Source organism: Limnospira indica PCC 8005, assembly GCF_000973065.1.
Classification (GTDB): Bacteria; Cyanobacteriota; Cyanobacteriia; order Cyanobacteriales; family Microcoleaceae; genus Limnospira; species Limnospira fusiformis.
Map to the genome: position 1 here is coordinate 3,959,191 of NZ_FO818640.1, position 18,170 is coordinate 3,977,360.

Sequence of the window (18,170 nt, forward strand, 5' to 3'; positions counted from 1 at the left end):
TAATTGATATGGTGGCTCAATATGGTATAGTATTAGTAACGGCAAGTTCCCGGACGGAAGCAGAGGCGATCGCCCATACTTTAGTCGAGGGAAAACTAGCCGCCTGTGTGGGTTTAATGCCCATCCATTCAGTTTACACCTGGAAAGGTGAGATCTGCTCATCCGATGAGTGGCAATTAATTATTAAAACTGACCTGAATCAGTTTGACGCTTTGGCTGCTAAGGTCGCCGAGGTTCATTCCTATGAAGTGCCGGAAATTATTGCCTTACCAATTGTCGCAGGTTCCCCCTCTTATTTACAATGGATTTCACAACAACTAGACCCCACATGACAGGGGCGAAATATTTACGCCCCTACCTAGTGGTTGAAAATTACTTTAAACTAATTGTCTAAAGGCTCAATACCAGCCTGGCGCAGTTGTTCCATGAAACGTTCAGCCCGTTGTCGTTCAGCATCAGCCCGTTGTCGTTCAGCTTCCACCCGTTGGCTTTCAACTTCAGCCCGTTGGCTTTCAGCTTCCACCCGTTGGCGTTCTTGGGCGACCAATTCAATACCCCAAAGCAGCAACTCTCCGGCTTCATTCCACCAGCGCAACCAGTAACCGTTACGGTTTTCGCGGGTTCCTTCCCAAACCCCTAAAAACAGTTCCATGGGAGCGATCGCATATCGTCCATCATCTAGTGGTTCTTGTATTTGATAGAATCCCTGTTCATCAAGGCGATAAAGTTCTAACTTACCAGTTTTGGGGTCAAAAATAGCATAGTAAGGGACCTCTAACACCCGTTCATAAAAGAACCATTTTCCTGGGGGATAGGTAGGCTTAATCGAATATTCCCCTCCGTCAGTATCAGAGAGAAATTCCATAACTATAATCGGACGCGCACCCTGCAACTCAGGAGTATAGCTGCGTTCAACCTGCGATCGCTCAACCCGAATTTCTGGAATAAACGCCCAGTCTGGGGCTTTCACCACAATTTTACCGTTGAGGGTGGCACAGATCCCATAATTGGTGGGCGTGATACTCAGTGGGCTCAGTTTACCAGCCACAGCTAGACTATCAGTCAGGGCTACAGCTAAAGCCGGTTGATTAATATTGTCCACAGGATCGTCCGGTAGAATAAAATCATCGGGAAGTTTTTCCCAAGTAATCTCCAAGTCAACAATCCGGAGAGCCATAATACATTAGGGATGATTAACAATTATTGTTATTATAGCGATCGCCCCCACGAAAAATTCGCCGCCAAATGTTAGACATCAAGAGTTAACCATTGGGTCAAAAACTCCGAATATCTAACCGCTGGCAGCGACTGTCAATCCAAATTAAGTAAGGATTAGATCCTATTAGCGCTGACGGTAAGGAACCATGGTGTCAAAATTGATGCTACCAAGGGCAACGCGAGTTACTGTGTTGGCAGGACGAGAAACCTGTTTCGCCATAGCCAGGAAGTTGGCGGGATCGCCAGCTTTGGGTTGCTTCTCTTGGGGTACAAAGCGACGTACAGAAGTTTGCCAGATAACTTGGGGGAATCCCAACTGGGTCCGGTGGTATTCATTGTACCGGGGAGTCTTCAGGTTAAAGGGTGTTTCGCCCATATTGCGCTGAGGCAGAATCCGACGACGTTGATAAGGAACTGTATCATATCCGAAGTTATCCAGGTACTCGTCGCTATTGAGTAATTCCTCAATGAAGCCCTTGGGTCCTTTGTTAGCAATCACAATTGACCAAGCGATTTTTTCCCGTTCGTTGTAAACATCCCGGCCGAGAATTCGCTGAACGCACATTTCCGCAAAGCGGTAGTTGCTGTTGGTTTGGTAGTTTCTCTCCAAGAAAGGAGCCGAAGTCGCTAACCCACCAATGAAGTCACGGACGGTGATCTGACCAAACTTGAGTTGGGACTCAAGGAAGGTTTGGCGATTGCTTTTCAGCATTTGATGCTCACTAAAGATTTGCCGATAAGCCGCCCAGATCAGAGCGTCCCACTCAGAACCCGAAGGCATATTTTCAGCCGTATAAATTTGGGGCTGCTCATCACCTGGAACTTCATATCCAGCAACACGAGTATTGAAACTCGTTGTAGTGTAGCTTAATAATGGAAGGGGCACCATTAATCTCCTTATTCTCAAACGTCAGCATTGTTTATCAGTTGTCGCCAATGATCTATCCCAGGATGATTGGGATTTAGCACACTGGCATTAATATACCATGCTTACAGATTAGGGGATTGAGGCGATCGCAGTCTAACTTTTATGAAGCTCTGCAATAATATGTAACATTTTAGCAATCTTCCCCCAAACACTAATAGAGCCACTACCACCTACCGCCTAGCTTCAACCCTTTTTTTTTGGTAAACTTTTGTAAATATGCTCAAAGCCGCTAGCCCTATGAAAGGAACATTAACCCAAGGATCTGTTACATCTACCCTGATTAACCTCACTCTACCAATGATTTGGGGAGTGTTTGCCATTATTGCCTTTAGCCTAGCAGATACCTACTTCGTCGCTAAGTTGGGAACCCGACAACTAGCCGCGATGAGTTTTACCTTTCCAGTAGTCACCCTATTAGGAAGCGTATCTATGGGACTGGGGATAGGCGCTGCTTCTGTCATTGCTAGGGCTATTGGGGAGGGAGAACGCGATCGCGTCCGCCGCCTCACCACTAACTCTCTCAGTCTCTCTCTGCTTATGGTTAGTGTCTTAGTCGTCCTCGGTATCAGCACCATTAACCCCGTGTTTCAAGCCTTGGGAGCCAGTCCTGATATCTTGCCATTTATCCGCGAGTATATGACCATTTGGTATGGAGGTGTCATTTTTCTGGTGGTTCCTATGGTCGGGACTAGCGCTATTCGCGCGGCGGGTAATACCTTCGTTCCTAGTGTGATTATGACTGTCGCTGCTGTCGTTAATATTATCCTTGACCCCATATTTATCTTTGGCTTTGCTACTATACCAGCCATGGGACTGCGGGGAGCCGCGATCGCTACTGTTATCGGTCGTGCTACCACTTTAATCGCTTCCGTCTTATTCCTGCATTTCCGCGAAAAAATGCTCCTCTGGAAACTTCCCACCCCCAAAGACCTATTGTCCGACTGGCGACAAATTCTCCATGTTGGTATTCCCGCTACCGGAACCAATATGATTACCCCTATTTCTACCGCCGTCGTTACAGGTTTGGTCGCTACAGAGGGTGCCGAAGCCGTCGCTGGTTTTGGTATTGCTACCCGAGTCGAGGCTTTCGCTTTAATTGTGATTATGGCACTCTCTGCTAGTATTGGTCCTTTTGTTGGTCAAAATTGGGGCGCTCAACTTTATCATCGCGTACACACTGCTATCCGACAGTCTTTCCTGTTTTGTATATTTTGGGGAGTCCTATTAACTCTTATTTTGGCTGCTAGTTCTGAACAAATCGCTACCGCTTTTGATCAAAATCCCAATGTAGTCGCGATCGCTGCTAGTTACCTCACCCTCGTTCCCGTTAGTTATGGAACTATGGGTCTCATGTTCATCGCTAGTTCTACTTTTAATGCTTTGGGTAAGCCTTTACCATCTTTGATGATGACTATTACCCGGATGTTATTACTTTATGTTCCTTTGGCTTATTTGGGTAGTCTCTGGTGGGGAGTTAAAGGCATTTTTGTCGCCGCTTGTATTGCTAATTTACTTGTCGGTATTGGCGCTTATTTTTGGACTTGCAAAACTTGGCAATTGCGATCGGCTGATCCAGTTGTCCTAGAATAGCTTTTTTTTAAAAAAATGGCCCGGCCGCCCAAGTGAAAAGGGGTTGACAGGGCGGCGCTAGTCGGCTATGATAGGAGTATGTTACATAATGGGATGTAAGCAAAAATAATATTTTCGCAACTATTCCCATTATCTTATAGTATAGCACGGACTCCCCCAAAAAGATAGGGTTTTCTGAAAAAAAAAGCGCGGGGGCCGCCCAGAAAAAATTTTTAGCTATCTAGGTTCACTGTTGAAATAGCTGGTGAGGAGTTATCATATTTAATTATTGATTGAATCACCCAAAAGTCTGCTAACTTCTGCTTCTGTAAAAGGATTGTTTCCATTTTCTAGATCATAAATATAATACAGCACTTGACTTTTTAATTCTTCATCTTCAGTCATGTTTAGGAATTTGTCAAAATCCTGAACTGCTCCATCTGTATCGCCGTTGATAGCCTTAGAGATAGCTAGGTTGCCTCTATACATCGCAGAGTCTGGGTTCAGTTTCACTGCATTTTCACACGCTTCAATAGCTACTTCTGCATGACCACGTAAACTTCCAAACCAACATATCCTATTCCAATTCCTAGCCGAAATGACTAAATTCTGGTCAATTTTTTGTGCTTCTTTATAAGAATCAATTGCACCTTGATACTTACCTTCTTTTAACTGTTGATCTGCCCACTCTGTCCAAGCCTTAATACTAAGCATTTTTGCTTCTTTATCTGGGTCTAAATTTAAGTTAGGGTTATAAGTGATAGCTTCTTTAAATCTCTGTCTTGCTTCCTCATAGTCACCCCGTGCAGCCGAATTTTTACCTTCTTCAACCAAAGCCACAGCAGCAATCCTATTAACTGCCACCTGCGGTTCTATATCTAAACTATCGTCAAGGCTAATAGCTTCCTGGAACGCTGCTATGGCCGCTTCAATTTTTCTAGTCTTCGCTAACTGTTCAGCCTGTTCTAGTAAAGCTCTAACTGTAATTTCTTTGGCTTTATCCTCTGGTTCTATATCTAAACTGTGATCAATATTTATAGCTTCTTTGAATTTTTCCAGCGCTTCATAATACCGACCCTGAAAAGCAAAATTTTCGCCCATTTCAACTAAAACCGGAACTACAATTTCTTTAGCTTTATCCTCTGGTTTTAAATCTAGTGTAGGATCAATTTGAAGCGCTTGTTGGAATTTAGCTACAGCCAAGCCATAATCTCCACGATATGCGAGAGTTATACCCTCCGCCACCAAACCTGGAACAGCCATTTGTTGTGCTTTTGTTTCCGGTTCCATGTCTAAATTAGGATTGAGCTTCAAAGCCTCTTTAAACTTGGCCACTGCTGCTCTTATCTCACCTCGATCAGCCAAAGCATTACCTTGGCGAACCAGAAAATCTGCCGACTCAGCTGGAGTCCAGGCATACTTTTGACAAATGTTTCCAACATCACGAGCCACATCCGTTTCTGGTGTCACCAGTGTCCGATGATGTTGCAACTGGCGACAGCCTATCTGAAGAAAATTTTCCCATCCCAGAGGCGACAAGCGCACAATACCATCGCCACCACCACTAATAATGCTTTGCCCATCTGGACTAAAAGCTACTGCCATGAACCAATTATTCCCCCGTAGTTCCCCTATCTGTTGTCCTTGGAGGTTCCACAGGCGCACTGTATTGTCTTGAGCAGCACTGACAATGGTTTTCCCATCAGGGCTAAAAGCTACCGATCTGATTGGACTCTGATGCCCCTGTAGTTCCCCTATCTGCTGTCCCTGAAGATTCCACAGACGTACTGTATTATCCGCACCACCACTAGCAATGATTTGCCCATCAGGGCTAAAAGCTACTGCATCCACCCAATTCTGATGCCCGCTCAGTTTGGCAATCTCTTGTCCCTGAAGGTTCCATAAGCGCAGGGTTTTGTCTGAACTACCAGTAACAATAGTTTCCCCATCGGGACTAAAAGCTACCGCCGAGACCAAATGATGATGCCCCCGCAGTTGCCTCAGAGGTTCTCCTTGGCTACTCCACAGGCGTGCGGTATTGTCATAACTACCACTGACAATGGTTTTCCCGTCCGGGCTAAAGGCTACTGCCCAGACCTGATTTTGATGTCCCCGTAGTGGGTTCCCTATGGCCTCCCCCATCCGGTTCCATAGTCGCAGGGTATTGTCATAACTGGCACTGACAATCGTTTCGCCATCGGGACTAATAGCTACTGCCCAGACTTGATTCTGATGTCCCCGCATTTCTCGAAGCACTTCCCCGGTAGGTTTCCACAGGCGTAGTGTATTGTCTGCACCACCACTGACAATCGTTTCGCCATTGGGACTAAAAGCTACTGCATTCACCCCACCTTGATGTCCCCGCATTTCTCGAAGCACTTCCCCCTCTGGCTTCCACAAACGTACTGTATTGTCATAACTGCCACTAGCAATGGTTTGTCCATCAGGGCTAAAGGCTACTGCCAAAACCCCACTCTGATGCCCCTGAAGTTCCCTTATTTCTTGTCCCTGGAGGTTCCACAGACGCACTGTATTGTCTTGAGCAGCACTAACAATGGTTTGTCCATCAGGGCTAAAAGCTACAGCCAAAACTTCACGCTCATGGCCGCTCAGTTTTGCTATCTCTTCTCCCTGAAGATTCCACAGACGCACCGTATTGTCTGCACTGCCAATAGCAATGGTTTGTCCGTCCGGGCTAAAGGCTACTGCCCAGACAGAACTATCATGGCCACTCAATTCTGCTATTTGTTCTCCTCGAAGGTTCCACAGACGCACTGTATTGTCCGAACTGCCACTGGCAATGGTTTGTCCGTCCGGGCTAAAGGCTACTGCCGCGACAGTATTCTCATGCCCGCTCAGTTCTTTGATTTGTTGTCCTTTAAGGTTCCACAAACGTACTGTATTGTCTGAACTGCCACTGGCAATAATTTGTCCGTCGGGACTAAAGGCTACTGCCCAGACTTTATTTTCATGCCCGCTCAGTTCTTTGATTTGTTGTCCTTTAAGGTTCCACAAACGTACTGTATTGTCTGAACTGCCACTGGCAATAATTTGTCCGTCGGGACTAAAGGCTACTGCATTTACCTGATTCTGATGTCCCCGCAGTTCCTCTATCTGTTGTCCTTCAAGGTTCCACAGACGCACCGTATTATCCGAACTGCTACTAACAATGGTTTGTCCATCGGGACTAAAGGCTACTGCCCAGACTGCATCCTGATGACCTTGAAAACGATTTTGTTCTGTAATGGCTTGAGTTGCTACCACCAAACTATTGTGAACCGGACTGATGACTTGCCTTAGTTTATCTTGGCTCTCCCCCGCAGCCTGAATTGCCGCAACTAAACCTTGGACAGGTTGAACTGATGCCAAATTCTCAGCCCTTGCAGCTTTTTCTCCTAATTTAGCGATGGTAGATTGTCGTTGAGCATTTACCCAAAGTCCCGTGACTACTGCCAACACTGTCGCCACAGTTCCGGCAATGAAAATTCGTTCTGCGTTCCTTCGCCTGATGCTTTTTTGGACAAACTCTAGAGATATTCCAGATAGGGGGAAAGCATTTATCAAATCTTCTGCTTTGACTAACTCTGACCCTTTTAGCAAGTCATATCGGGGTTTGCCTGCACTTTTCCACTCTTGGGCTTTTTCCTCAATTTTGCGTTTTTGCAGCTCTACTTGAGGATTTTCGTTAATCCACTGCTTTAATTTTTCCCAGTTGCGAATCAGAGTTTCATGGGCTACGTCTACCACAACCAGGGCATCATCATCTTGTTTTGCTATTGCCTCCTTTGTGGGGTTGAGTTTCCGAATTACCAATAATCCTGCTTCCTGTAATTGATTGAGTACCGTTTCCACCTGAACCTTTTCTACCTGCTTTGAGGAGAATTGGCTGAGTAAATCAAATTTGCGAACTTGTCTACAGGTGGGTTGAATTCCTTCCCCAAAATGTGTCAGAATCAAAAATATTTTTTGCGCTATCTTTTGCTTTTCTTCAGTGAGAGACTCATAAACTTGATCCGCCTGCCTTTGCAGAGCTTCTTGTACTCCGCCCATATCGTCGTAGGCTTTCGGAAATCCCTTTTTGCCACGCTGGTTCCACATTGATTCCAGGATATATTGCAATAAAGGCAATTTTTCCGGCAGACCTTGCATATCTTTAACTATTCGGTCTGCTAAAGATTCGGGAATAGGCCACCCAAGTTTTTGTGCTGGTTCGGTTATGGCTTCCCGCAACTCAGCGTCGTTCATTTCGGTGACAAATTCCTGATTGTCTTTAATTAATTGTGCAAGTTCAGGATATTTCAAGCATTCACCTAAAAAGTCCGCTCGCATGGTAATAACTACTCGAATAGACGGTTCTAATTCTGCCTTAACCGCTCCTACAAGACAGTCGAAAAAACGCTGTCTATTTGCCTCATTTTCGGATTGAAAAACTTGCTCAAACTGATCGACCACCAACACGCAAGGGTTATTTTCCCGGGAAATCAGGCGTTGCAAAACTTCTGCACCTTGTTTGAGTTCAGCCTGGATTTCTTCAATAGAGTGATTTTCGTCTTCCAATACCCGAGCCAAACTCTCAATTGGATTATCTCCGGGTTTGAATGGGTCATAAATTTTCCAGCTTTGGCTCTGGGAAATTTTGAGATCTTTTTCTAATTGTGGAATTAAACCTGCTCTCACAATTGAGGATTTGCCACTTCCAGAATTGCCCAAAACTGCTAGAAATTTATGATTTCGCAGGTTATGAGCTAAGGCGTGCGTCAGTTGAATTCGTCCAAAGAAATATTCGGAATCCTCTTTTGTAAAGGCTTTCAATCCTTTGTAGGGACATTCATCCTGTAAAATTTCATCTGTAGATTCTACTTCTGGCTGTCGTAGAATAATCTCTCCCCAGGTATTGCAATAAGGTTTGGGATTGTGTTTTTCCAGTGTTTTTTGGAGATAATTACAAAGGTGAACACTGGTCAAAATACCTTCTTGCTTCAATCCTTTCAAAATGGCTTCGGTAAGGAAGCTATGTTCCCCCTGTGTCGGTTCCTTGGCTCGCTCAAATTCGCGACAAGCAGTTATAAAGCAGCGAGAGATGGTTTTGCCGTTACTCGGTTGAGCTTCATCAAAGTTGAGTAATTCTCCAGCATAGCAGCAGTCTAATATCACGATCTGTTCTTTTACCGGGCTTTTGTCCAAAATATTTCGCAACTTTTGCAGGGAAAGTCCAGGGATTTCTGGGGGATCTACACCACTGGTGGCTAAAAAACCTTCGGCAAGAGTTCCTTTGACTTTCCGTTGCCCGTGACCGGCAAAAAATAGTAAGGCTGTTTCGGGTATGCTGACGCTGGCACTCAAAGCAAATAAGTTGGTAATGGCATCCTCCAACTCAGGGGTGAGCAAGTATTTCTTTGGATCAACCTGCCATGCTTCCTCACTGCTCGCGGAAGGTAAGCCGATTACGTCAAATCCTAGTTCTAAGAGGCATTGGGCGATCGCATTTGCATCGTTGGCGGCTGTCCCCAGTTCATCCAGCATCCGATAACTATTAATTCCCACTACCAAAGCCTGCCGTTTCCTCATTGGCTTGCCCCCTGCTAGAATGTTACAATTATCTCTATCTCCATAATAATCTTAACCCAAGCTCTATGGATGCCTCAGTTGACAAAACTTTACTTGCTTTATTGCTGGCGCTGTACCACCTAAAAACAGAACTGGCTCCCGCAGAAGTTTTGGCTTTACAAACTAATGTGGGAAGACTCTTGGAGCTGCGCCCGGATAAATCGACGGCGATCCAATCCGAAATTAACGCGATTCTGGACAAAAACCCAGAATTACAGCGATTGTGTCAAGAAGCCATGACAAAACTGGATTGCCTCGATCGCCCAGATTGTTATCTGCCCAACCGGACAGAACTCGAAACACAACTAGAAATTGAATACAGATATAGAGGTTATTTTGGTGGAAAGCCAAAAAAGAATACGAACGAAATTCAGAATTTAACAGTTCTTATCTTGACGAGCGATCGTCCACATAAAACTGCAAAAAAAATTAAAAATTTCGATCAATATTGGGAATTGCCACAAACACCGATGTTTTGAGCAATTCTACTCGTGCTGATTTTGGAACAAATCATATTTCTGTAATTATGAATGAAATAATTTATCCGACTGTCAATACATATCTATATGATTTACGGAATAGCTTGGGGGAAAGCACCGATGATGTTCAGCAAAGAAGGCAAAGTTTTTTCGCCAAAATACCATATAAATTAAACGGATATTTATACGATAATGAGCAATGGGAAGCCGAATATATAGAAATACTTGGAGACCAACAAATTATTCGCTTTGGAGAAGATCGGGGCGCAACCTATGAAGGTTTTTATTATCCAGTGTGTTTGAATGATAGTTATGGATTATTGATCAGTTGTTCTGTCAATAACAAAACCCCACAACCAGCTACAATCGTTAAAGACTTGAAACAAGAAATTGATCGAAAACTGTCCGAACACAAACCCACATTAGGACAAACTTGGTTGATTTACGGTGAGTTGGCGTGTCCTGGGAAACAAAACTCAAAGCAGATTGCTATAAGTTTGTATCAATCGCTATTTCCTGAACGGAACTGGGAAAATGACTTACAAGGAAGTAATGATGCTTTTGAATCTCATTTTTTTGAACTCAGTTTTCATCGACTTAAGTTTAATGCAAATGAAAACATATCCGAAGATTTTAGAAGGTGTCGATACTCGATAGATGAAGTTTTAGAAAATTACCATGTCATTATTATTTTATATCCCCATAAAATAGTGGCTGAAACAATTGCCAAATTACTCAATTTTGAAGGAATGTCTTTGTTTTGTTATCGTTCTAAAATTCTTTGGTCTTATAGCCAAAGTAGAATTTTACAACAATGGCTCAAACAGGATACTATCTCCATTCGTGAATGCTTGCAAGAAATTCGAGATAGTGACTTATCAAAAGTTGATTATAAGCAAATCCAGAAAACTCTCAATAAAGCAAAAACTATTTTACCTAATTATGCGATAGATCTTAGTTGTTTGAATGATCAATCTAGAACCATTGACATAAATTTGCATGATTATCAATTAAGAGTTCGTAAAATTAGCGAATATTTAAAGTATGAGCTTTGTGATTTAAAATCAAAATCAAACCTCACGTTTTTATCTAAATTCGCAATTACTGCCAGCCAAAAATATTTACTACAAATTCAAAAAGATGGCGAATATTTTACATCTTCTTTAGAGACTCTAAGAGATCTAATTGATGCGACTTGGGCTATTGTAGAAATCGATCGTTCTCGGCGCGATCGTAATTTCCAAAATACCGTCGCTATTGTGGGTGTAGGTTTAGGTGCAAGTTCGATTACAGCTTCCCTTTCGGGACAGTTTCCAATTTCAAATACCAACATTTCTACAAAGGAATTAGAACAACATCCTATTGGCTCTTTAATTATAGAAATTCCGAATTTTCCCAAACCTTGGTTACAAACAGCTATATTAGGTTTTTATTGTCTTAGCATTGCTATTTTATTTGCTGGATTAACAGCGATATCACTAGCATTATGGAACCACTTTCGTTCTTGATTGTATCTATATAATGGATGCTCATGTGTTGATTTTTTTTGACATTTTTAATTGCAACTTGTTCAAGTTTTTAGTAATTCCCAAAACCAGATAAGATAATGGATATGGCAGAGGAGTTAACGAAATGAACCCTGAAGCATCCAATACAGAAAGGGGATTTTGATTCACCATTGTTCGTCCTGCTGTGTTTCGGAGCGCTGTTCTCGAATTAGTTTGTCGCTGAAACTGACACCGTCTGCATCTTTAAAAATTCCCCGGAGTTTTTGGACTTGTTCACGCCAACTGACCAGACGCAGGCTGCCATCTTTTTCAAGGGTTAAAGTGAGCCGATCGCCCACTTGCCGGTTTAGTTGTTTCCGCACAGTTTCGGGAATCATTAACTCGCCGGCTTCTTCTCGGCTAACGGTGTATTGTTCCAGGCGGGGGAGACATAGATATTTTATATTTGCACTGATGACCCTAGCTCAGATCCAAGGTTATTGATGATCGAAAAAGGTGGCATTCTTGCCACGAAAATTAATTGCTGCTTTGGGATCTAGTATATCAAAAAGTAGTGAAAAGGGGTTGACAGGGCGGCGCTAGTCGGCTATGATAGGAGTATGTTACATAATGGGATGTAAGCAAAAATAATATTTTCGCAACTATTCCCATTATCTTATAGTATAGCACGGACTCCCCCAAAAAGATAGGGTTTTCTGAAAAAAAAGCGCGGGGGCCGCCCAGAAAATTTTTTTTTTTGGCCCAGCCGCTGAGTCCTAAAAATCAATTAACGACCAACTAATTTATCGCGTAAAATGCGAATGCGATCGCGAAATTGAGCCGCCTCCTCAAACTCCAACTGTTGCGCCGCCTCCTTCATGCGAACCTCCAACTGTTGAATTAAAGTTGGTATTTCTTCCAAGGGTAAATCATCCACCTGTGGACAAGGCAGATCAATTTGTTGATAATTTAAGCGTCTGGAGACATCCAAAAACGCCAAAATGGCATTACTGGAAGTTTTGTGAATAGATTTAGGGGTAATGCCATATTTTTGATTATACTCCAACTGAATTGTTCGCCGTCGGTTAGTTTCGGCGATCGCCGCCCTCATGCTGTCAGTCATATTATCAGCATACAAGATAGCCTGACCGCGAACGTGGCGCGCCGCCCTCCCAATAGTTTGAATAAGGGACCTTTCCGTCCGCAAAAAACCTTCCTTATCCGCATCAAAAATAGCCACCAGAGACACCTGTGGTAAATCCAAACCTTCCCGCAATAAATTCACCCCAATTAACACATCAAATTCGCCTTCTTGTAAAGACTGAAGAATCTCAATGCGCTGAATCGACTGTATTTCCGAATGTAGATATCTGACCCGAATACCCCTCTCTTGCAAATACTCAGTTAAATCCTCCGCCATACGCTTAGTTAAAGTCGTAACCAAAACCCGTTCATTCCTGGGGATTCTCTCTTGAATTTCAGCGATTAAATCATCAACCTGTCCTGTGGTTGGGCGGACAAATATTTCCGGGTCAACTACCCCCGTTGGTCGAATAACTTGTTCAACCACCTGACCTTGAGATTGTGCAATTTCCCAATCTCCTGGTGTCGCCGAGACGAAAATACACTGTTTAACTTTTTGCCAAAATTCCTCAGATTTCAAGGGTCGATTATCCGCCGCACTAGGAAGACGAAAACCATGTTCAATTAGCACCTTTTTTCTGGCTTGGTCGCCATTGTACATAGCCCGAATTTGAGGAACCGTCACATGAGACTCATCGACCACCAATAACCAATCATCCGGGAAATAGTCCACCAAACACTCAGGAGGAGAACCGGGAAGCCTTCCAGCGAGGTGACGAGAGTAGTTTTCCACACCATTACAATATCCGACTTCTCGCAGCATTTCCAAGTCATAGCGAGCGCGTTGATCTAGGCGTTGGGCTTCTAAAAGTTTACCAGCTTTTTCTAATTCGGCTAACTGTTGTTTAAGTTCAGCAGCAATAGCATCACAAGCAGCATCTAACCTATCTCCCGGTGTCACAAAGTGGCGGGCGGGGTATATATTTAATGTGTCTAAACTCTGTAAGACTTCTCCGGTTACGGGGTCAATATAACGAATTGCATCAATTTCATCCCCGAAAAATTCTACCCTAATTATACGGTCTTCATAGGCGGGTCCAATTTCTAAGACATCTCCGCGAACTCGGAAGCGTCCGCGAGTGATTTCCGTGTCATTGCGGGTATATTGAATAGAGGCTAGGTCTCGCAAAAGTTGGCGTTGGTCTAGGTCTTCTCCCACCCGTAGGGGAATGGCTGCGTTCAGGTATTCGGTGGGTATTCCTAACCCGTAAATACAGCTAATGGAAGCTACAACAATTACATCTCGCCTTTCAAATAAAGACCGAGTAGCTGAGTGTCTCAGCATATCAATTTCATCGTTAATTGAGGCGGTTTTTTCTATATAAGTATCGGAGACAGGAATATAGGCTTCCGGTTGATAATAGTCGTAATAGCTGATAAAGTATTCAACGGCATTGTTAGGGAAAAATTCCCGCAGTTCATTGCAGAGTTGGGCGGCGAGGGTTTTGTTGTGGGCGAGGACTAGGGTGGGGCGACCTAATTCGGCGATGGTGGCGGCAATGGTAAAGGTTTTTCCGGTTCCAGTTGCGCCTAAGAGGGTGGTTTTAGGATGACCGGATTTGATGCTTTGAATTAATTGGGCGATCGCTAATGGTTGATCTCCTGTAGGTTGAAAGGGTGCTTTTAACTCAAATTTGACCATAGTTCAATTTGATATGATTCCGATCATATCTGATAGTTGGTTGTTGTGGGAGTTAATGGCTGACCAGACTGGGAGGGATTAATGATTTAAACAGGACTCTATAGTTGCCACTACCGAATCCGCCAAACTTTTCAAATCATATCCCCCTTCTAATCCTAACACAATTTTTGTAGTTATTTGGCAGCAATAATCTGTAAATATCCCAAAATCTTGCGGTTGTAAGGAAATACTGGCTAAGGGGTCAGCTTGATTGGCATCATATCCAGCACTGATAATTAATAAATCTGGCTGAAAACTTTGTAAAAAAGGGATCACTTGATTTTCAAAAGCTGGCTGGTATAATGCCATGGTACTACCTGGAGACATGGGGATATTTAAAACATTATTATATTGACCTTTTTCTTGGGGGTAGCCAGTTCCGGGATAACAGGGGGACTGATGAAGGGAACAGTAAGCCATTTGGGGGTGATTTTCGACCAGGCTTTGGGTTCCGTTACCGTGGTGAACGTCCCAATCAAGAATAGCAACTCGATTGACTCCTGGCTGTTGAATGGCATAATGAGCAGCGATCGCCGCATTAGAAAACAAACAGAAACCCATCCCCCGACCCGCTTCGGCATGATGTCCGGGGGGACGGGCTAAAATAAAACTAGGTCTGGCGGTAGTCAAAGTGCGATCGACACCATCTAACCAAGCACTGATCGCCAATAGCGCCACCTGGTAACTCTCCTCAGAAATGGGAGTATCGCCGTCAAGATGGCCGCCGCCAGCACTGGCAATATTTTTAATCCTGTCAATATGGGAGTCGGTGTGAACAGCCTTGAGGACTTGCATAATCAGACTGTGGCGTTCTTTTACCGGAGTGGGTGATAACCAAGTCAGTTGGTCACGCCAGGGGGTGGCCCGCAAACCTTGGACGATCGCTTTGAGGCGTTCGGGTCGTTCTGGATGAAATAAACCCGTTTTGTGTTCCAGAAATTCGTCAGAGTAGATAACAGTTAACATTGACCGTGCCGGGGCTAACAACAGGGGACAAAAAGGCAATAGGGCCGAGAGGGATTCCCATCGAAAATATGTGCAAAGTATGCTATAATTTTATAGCCTAGTCGCGCCTTTTCAAATAATAATCGAAAATCAATTTATTTGATCTGAATTATTTCACAAAAAAGCGACGGTTTTTGCAATATTAATGGAGTTTTCAATTCTATGAGCGCTTCCGAATCCCGAATTATCCCAACGGATTTGCGGAACGAGATGCAGCAATCCTATCTCGAATACGCCATGAGCGTCATTGTAGGTCGGGCGCTGCCAGATGCCAGGGATGGGTTTAAACCAGTCCATCGTCGCATCCTGTATGCCATGAATGAACTAGGCCTAATGCCCGATCGCCCCTTTCGGAAGTGCGCCCGGGTGGTAGGGGAGGTTCTGGGGAAATATCACCCCCACGGTGATACAGCCGTCTACGATGCCCTAGTGCGGATGGCCCAGGAATTTTCGATGCGATCGCCCCTAATTCAAGGTCACGGGAACTTTGGGTCTGTCGATAATGACCCCCCCGCCGCCATGCGATACACAGAATGTCGCCTGCACTACCTGACCTCCGAAGCCATGTTGCGGGATATCGACTCCGATACCGTAGATTTTGGCGATAACTTTGACGGTTCCCAACAAGAACCCCTAGTGCTTCCGGCCCGCATTCCTCAACTGTTGCTCAACGGTTCCTCCGGTATCGCCGTCGGAATGGCAACTAACATCCCCCCCCATAACCTCAATGAGTTAGTCGATGGCTTAGTCGCGCTAATTCATAACCCCGAAATTACTGATACTGAACTAATGCGCTATATTCCCGGTCCTGACTTCCCGACCGGGGCGAAAATTCTCGGAAGGTCTGGTATTCGGGAAGCCTACACCACCGGACGGGGTTCTATCACCATGCGGGGAGTTGCCCAAATTGAAACCATTGAACACCGAGGACGACCAGACCGGGAAGCTATTATCATCACTGAGTTACCCTACCAAACCAATAAAGCCGCTTTAATCGAAAAAATCGCCGAAATGGTGAATGAGAAGCGCCTGGAGGGGATATCAGATATCCGAGATGAAAGCGATCGTGAAGGGATGCGGATCGTCGTGGAACTCCGACGAGATGCCTATCCTAGGGTGGTTCTCAACAACCTTTATAAACAAACTCCCCTTCAGACCAACTTCGGCGCTAATATGTTAGCCCTAGTTAACGGAAAACCAGAATTGCTTACCCTCAAGCGATATCTCCATGTTTTCCTAGACTTCCGCATCGACACTATCCGGCGGCGTACTGAATATGAAAAACGCAAAGCTGAAGAACGTGATCACCTCCTGCAAGGACTATTAATTGCTCTCGATAATCTTGATGCAATTATTGCCCTAATTCGCCATGCTGCTGATAGCCCTACAGCTAAACAGGAGTTAATCGAAAGGTTCGGACTTTCTGAACCACAAGCTGATGCTATTTTACAAATGCAACTGCGACGTTTAACCGCCTTGGAAGCTCAGAAAATTGAACAAGAACATCAAGAACTTTTGGCGAAAATTGCTGACCTAAACGATATTTTAAATCGCCGAGAACGGATTTTAGAAATTGTTGAACAGGAAGCTCAAGAAATTAAACAACGTCACGGCACACCCCGACGGACCGAAATTGAACTCGAAGAAAGTGAGCTAGAAGATACCGATTTGATTGCTAATGAAAAAGCAATTATTCTTCTCACTGAACAAGGGTACATTAAACGGATGCCCGTTAATACTTTTGAGGCTCAAAATCGCGCCACTCGCGGTAAATCTGGAACCAAAATGAAGGAGGATGATGGGGTTAAACATTTCTTGAGTTGTTGCGACCATGACAGTATTATGTTCTTTACTGAACGGGGGGTTGCTTACTGTTTAAAAGCCTATCAAATACCTATCGGCTCCCGCATCGCTCGGGGGGTTCCGATTGTGCAAATGTTACCAATTCCTCGGGATGAGAAAATCACCTCTTTGGTGGCGGTTGGGGAATTTAGTAACGATGAATATTTGGTGATGCTAACTAAGGGGGGTTACATCAAAAAAACTGCCCTTTCCGCTTTTAACAATATCCGTTCTAATGGCATAATTGCGATTTCCTTAAATGAAGGAGATGAGTTGCGTTGGGTACGCAGTGCTAAGGTGGATGATAGCGTTATTATCGGTTCTCGCCTGGGTATGGCTATTCATTTCCACACTGATGATAAACAATTACGACCCCTCGGTCGCGCTACCCGTGGGGTTAAAGCTATGAAACTAAAACCAGATGATGAACTCATTGGGATGGATATTCTCCCTAGTTTTATTGTGGCTAGTATTCCTAAATTGGGGGGTGAAGAAACGGAAATAGAAGAGGAGGAAAATACTACCGTTGAAGAGGTGGATGATACGGAATCTGAAGAGATAGCTACTACTGAAGTTGAACCTGATGGGGTTTCTATTTTGGTCATTACTACTAGGGGTTATGGAAAACGAGTTCCTGTGTCTCAATTCCGCTTACAAAATCGCGCCGGAAAAGGCATTATTGCTACTAAGTTTAAACCCCATTTATCTGGTGATTGTGTGGTGGCGCTTCAGGTGGTACATAATACTGATGAATTGATGTTAATTACTAGCCGGGGGATTATTATTCGTCAGGTGATTAGCGCTATTTCTCGACAGTCCCGCAATGCTACAGGGGTGCGGGTACAACGCTTAGATAAGGAAGATGCGATCGCTGCTGTGGCTTTAGTCCCTTTATCCGGTGAAGGGGACGATACCGAAGTTGATGTTGACCCTAATACTGACGTTGAACTTCAAGAAGTCAATAACTGAACTCTGACAACCTAGAAACCCTACTCCCCCCATTTCCTCCTAATAGGTCTGGTTAGGGGGGAGTTTTTCATATATCAATTCAATATATCAATTCAATATATCAATTAACAATTTGAGCAAGTCCATCAATACAAAAAAGTTGCACAAATCGGATATAAAAATCTGACAATATCGGTTATAATCAGATTAGAAACCTAAGTAGTGTGCTTTCCAATCGATATAACAAAAGTCATGGCGGGTTT

General features: G+C 44.1%; 11 protein-coding genes. 5 read left to right on the forward strand and 6 right to left on the reverse strand.

Annotation, left to right across the window (positions count from 1 at the left end; translation table 11 throughout):
• The first annotated feature begins 8 nt into the window (after positions 1-8).
• Positions 9-332, forward strand: coding sequence for a divalent-cation tolerance protein CutA (cutA, locus tag XZ46_RS17350; RefSeq protein ID WP_006624592.1), 324 nt, complete (start codon positions 9-11; stop codon positions 330-332).
• A gap of 50 nt (positions 333-382) precedes the next feature.
• Here the strand turns inward: cutA and XZ46_RS17355 are convergent, their stop codons facing one another.
• Both XZ46_RS17355 and XZ46_RS17360 read right to left on the reverse strand, forming a co-directional pair.
• Positions 383-1,177 (reverse strand): Uma2 family endonuclease, encoded by a 795-nt coding sequence (locus tag XZ46_RS17355; RefSeq protein ID WP_006624591.1) that lies wholly within the window; start codon positions 1,175-1,177, stop codon positions 383-385.
• A gap of 165 nt (positions 1,178-1,342) precedes the next feature.
• Positions 1,343-2,107 (reverse strand): phycobilisome rod-core linker polypeptide, encoded by a 765-nt coding sequence (locus XZ46_RS17360; protein ID WP_006624590.1) that lies wholly within the window; start codon positions 2,105-2,107, stop codon positions 1,343-1,345.
• Between the two features lie 276 nt (positions 2,108-2,383).
• On the opposite strand from XZ46_RS17360, the gene XZ46_RS17365 reads away from it, so the two are divergent.
• Complete coding sequence (locus XZ46_RS17365; RefSeq protein WP_006624589.1) at positions 2,384-3,736, forward strand: MATE family efflux transporter; 1,353 nt, start codon at positions 2,384-2,386, stop codon at positions 3,734-3,736.
• A gap of 261 nt (positions 3,737-3,997) precedes the next feature.
• Here the strand turns inward: XZ46_RS17365 and XZ46_RS17370 are convergent, their stop codons facing one another.
• Positions 3,998-9,283 carry an nSTAND1 domain-containing NTPase gene (locus tag XZ46_RS17370; RefSeq protein WP_008051109.1) on the reverse strand — a complete coding sequence of 1,762 codons (5,286 nt, stop codon included), beginning with the start codon at positions 9,281-9,283 and terminating at the stop codon, positions 3,998-4,000.
• Positions 9,284-9,348: 65 nt separating this feature from the next.
• On the opposite strand from XZ46_RS17370, the gene XZ46_RS17375 reads away from it, so the two are divergent.
• Together XZ46_RS17375 and XZ46_RS17380 are read left to right on the forward strand one after the other, a co-directional pair.
• Positions 9,349-9,801, forward strand: a complete 453-nt coding sequence (locus tag XZ46_RS17375) for a hypothetical protein (protein WP_008051110.1) — start codon at positions 9,349-9,351, stop codon at positions 9,799-9,801.
• Positions 9,798-11,309 carry a hypothetical protein gene (locus XZ46_RS17380; RefSeq protein ID WP_052584710.1) on the forward strand — a complete coding sequence of 504 codons (1,512 nt, stop codon included), beginning with the start codon at positions 9,798-9,800 and terminating at the stop codon, positions 11,307-11,309. The genes XZ46_RS17375 and XZ46_RS17380 overlap by 4 nt, the downstream gene beginning before the upstream one ends.
• A gap of 164 nt (positions 11,310-11,473) precedes the next feature.
• Here the strand turns inward: XZ46_RS17380 and XZ46_RS17385 are convergent, their stop codons facing one another.
• From XZ46_RS17385 to XZ46_RS17395, 3 genes are all read right to left on the reverse strand, one after another.
• A complete protein-coding gene (locus XZ46_RS17385) occupies positions 11,474-11,686 on the reverse strand; it encodes an AbrB/MazE/SpoVT family DNA-binding domain-containing protein (RefSeq protein WP_008051122.1) in 213 nt (70 codons plus the stop codon).
• A 389-nt stretch (positions 11,687-12,075) separates the two neighbouring features.
• Positions 12,076-14,073, reverse strand: coding sequence for an excinuclease ABC subunit UvrB (uvrB, locus tag XZ46_RS17390; protein WP_008051124.1), 1,998 nt, complete (start codon positions 14,071-14,073; stop codon positions 12,076-12,078).
• 78 nt (positions 14,074-14,151) lie between these two features.
• Positions 14,152-15,078 carry a histone deacetylase family protein gene (locus XZ46_RS17395; RefSeq protein ID WP_008051126.1) on the reverse strand — a complete coding sequence of 309 codons (927 nt, stop codon included), beginning with the start codon at positions 15,076-15,078 and terminating at the stop codon, positions 14,152-14,154.
• A gap of 201 nt (positions 15,079-15,279) precedes the next feature.
• Between XZ46_RS17395 and gyrA the strand changes: the two genes are divergently transcribed.
• On the forward strand, positions 15,280-17,928 hold the full coding sequence (gene gyrA, locus XZ46_RS17400; protein WP_006670378.1) for a DNA topoisomerase (ATP-hydrolyzing) subunit A: 2,649 nt from the start codon (positions 15,280-15,282) through the stop codon (positions 17,926-17,928).
• Positions 17,929-18,170 lie beyond the last annotated feature (242 nt).

What these genes read in the sequence shown, in the direction of transcription:
- cutA (WP_006624592.1), top strand. Translation starts at nt 9, where the DNA reads ATGGTGGCTCAATATGGTATAGTATTAGTAACGGCAAGTTCCCGGACG.
- XZ46_RS17355 (WP_006624591.1), bottom strand. Translation starts at nt 1,177, where the DNA reads ATGGCTCTCCGGATTGTTGACTTGGAGATTACTTGGGAAAAACTTCCC.
- XZ46_RS17360 (WP_006624590.1), bottom strand. Translation starts at nt 2,107, where the DNA reads ATGGTGCCCCTTCCATTATTAAGCTACACTACAACGAGTTTCAATACT.
- XZ46_RS17365 (WP_006624589.1), top strand. Translation starts at nt 2,384, where the DNA reads ATGAAAGGAACATTAACCCAAGGATCTGTTACATCTACCCTGATTAAC.
- XZ46_RS17370 (WP_008051109.1), bottom strand. Translation starts at nt 9,283, where the DNA reads ATGAGGAAACGGCAGGCTTTGGTAGTGGGAATTAATAGTTATCGGATG.
- XZ46_RS17375 (WP_008051110.1), top strand. Translation starts at nt 9,349, where the DNA reads ATGGATGCCTCAGTTGACAAAACTTTACTTGCTTTATTGCTGGCGCTG.
- XZ46_RS17385 (WP_008051122.1), bottom strand. Translation starts at nt 11,686, where the DNA reads ATGATTCCCGAAACTGTGCGGAAACAACTAAACCGGCAAGTGGGCGAT.
- uvrB (WP_008051124.1), bottom strand. Translation starts at nt 14,073, where the DNA reads ATGGTCAAATTTGAGTTAAAAGCACCCTTTCAACCTACAGGAGATCAA.
- XZ46_RS17395 (WP_008051126.1), bottom strand. Translation starts at nt 15,078, where the DNA reads ATGTTAACTGTTATCTACTCTGACGAATTTCTGGAACACAAAACGGGT.
- gyrA (WP_006670378.1), top strand. Translation starts at nt 15,280, where the DNA reads ATGAGCGCTTCCGAATCCCGAATTATCCCAACGGATTTGCGGAACGAG.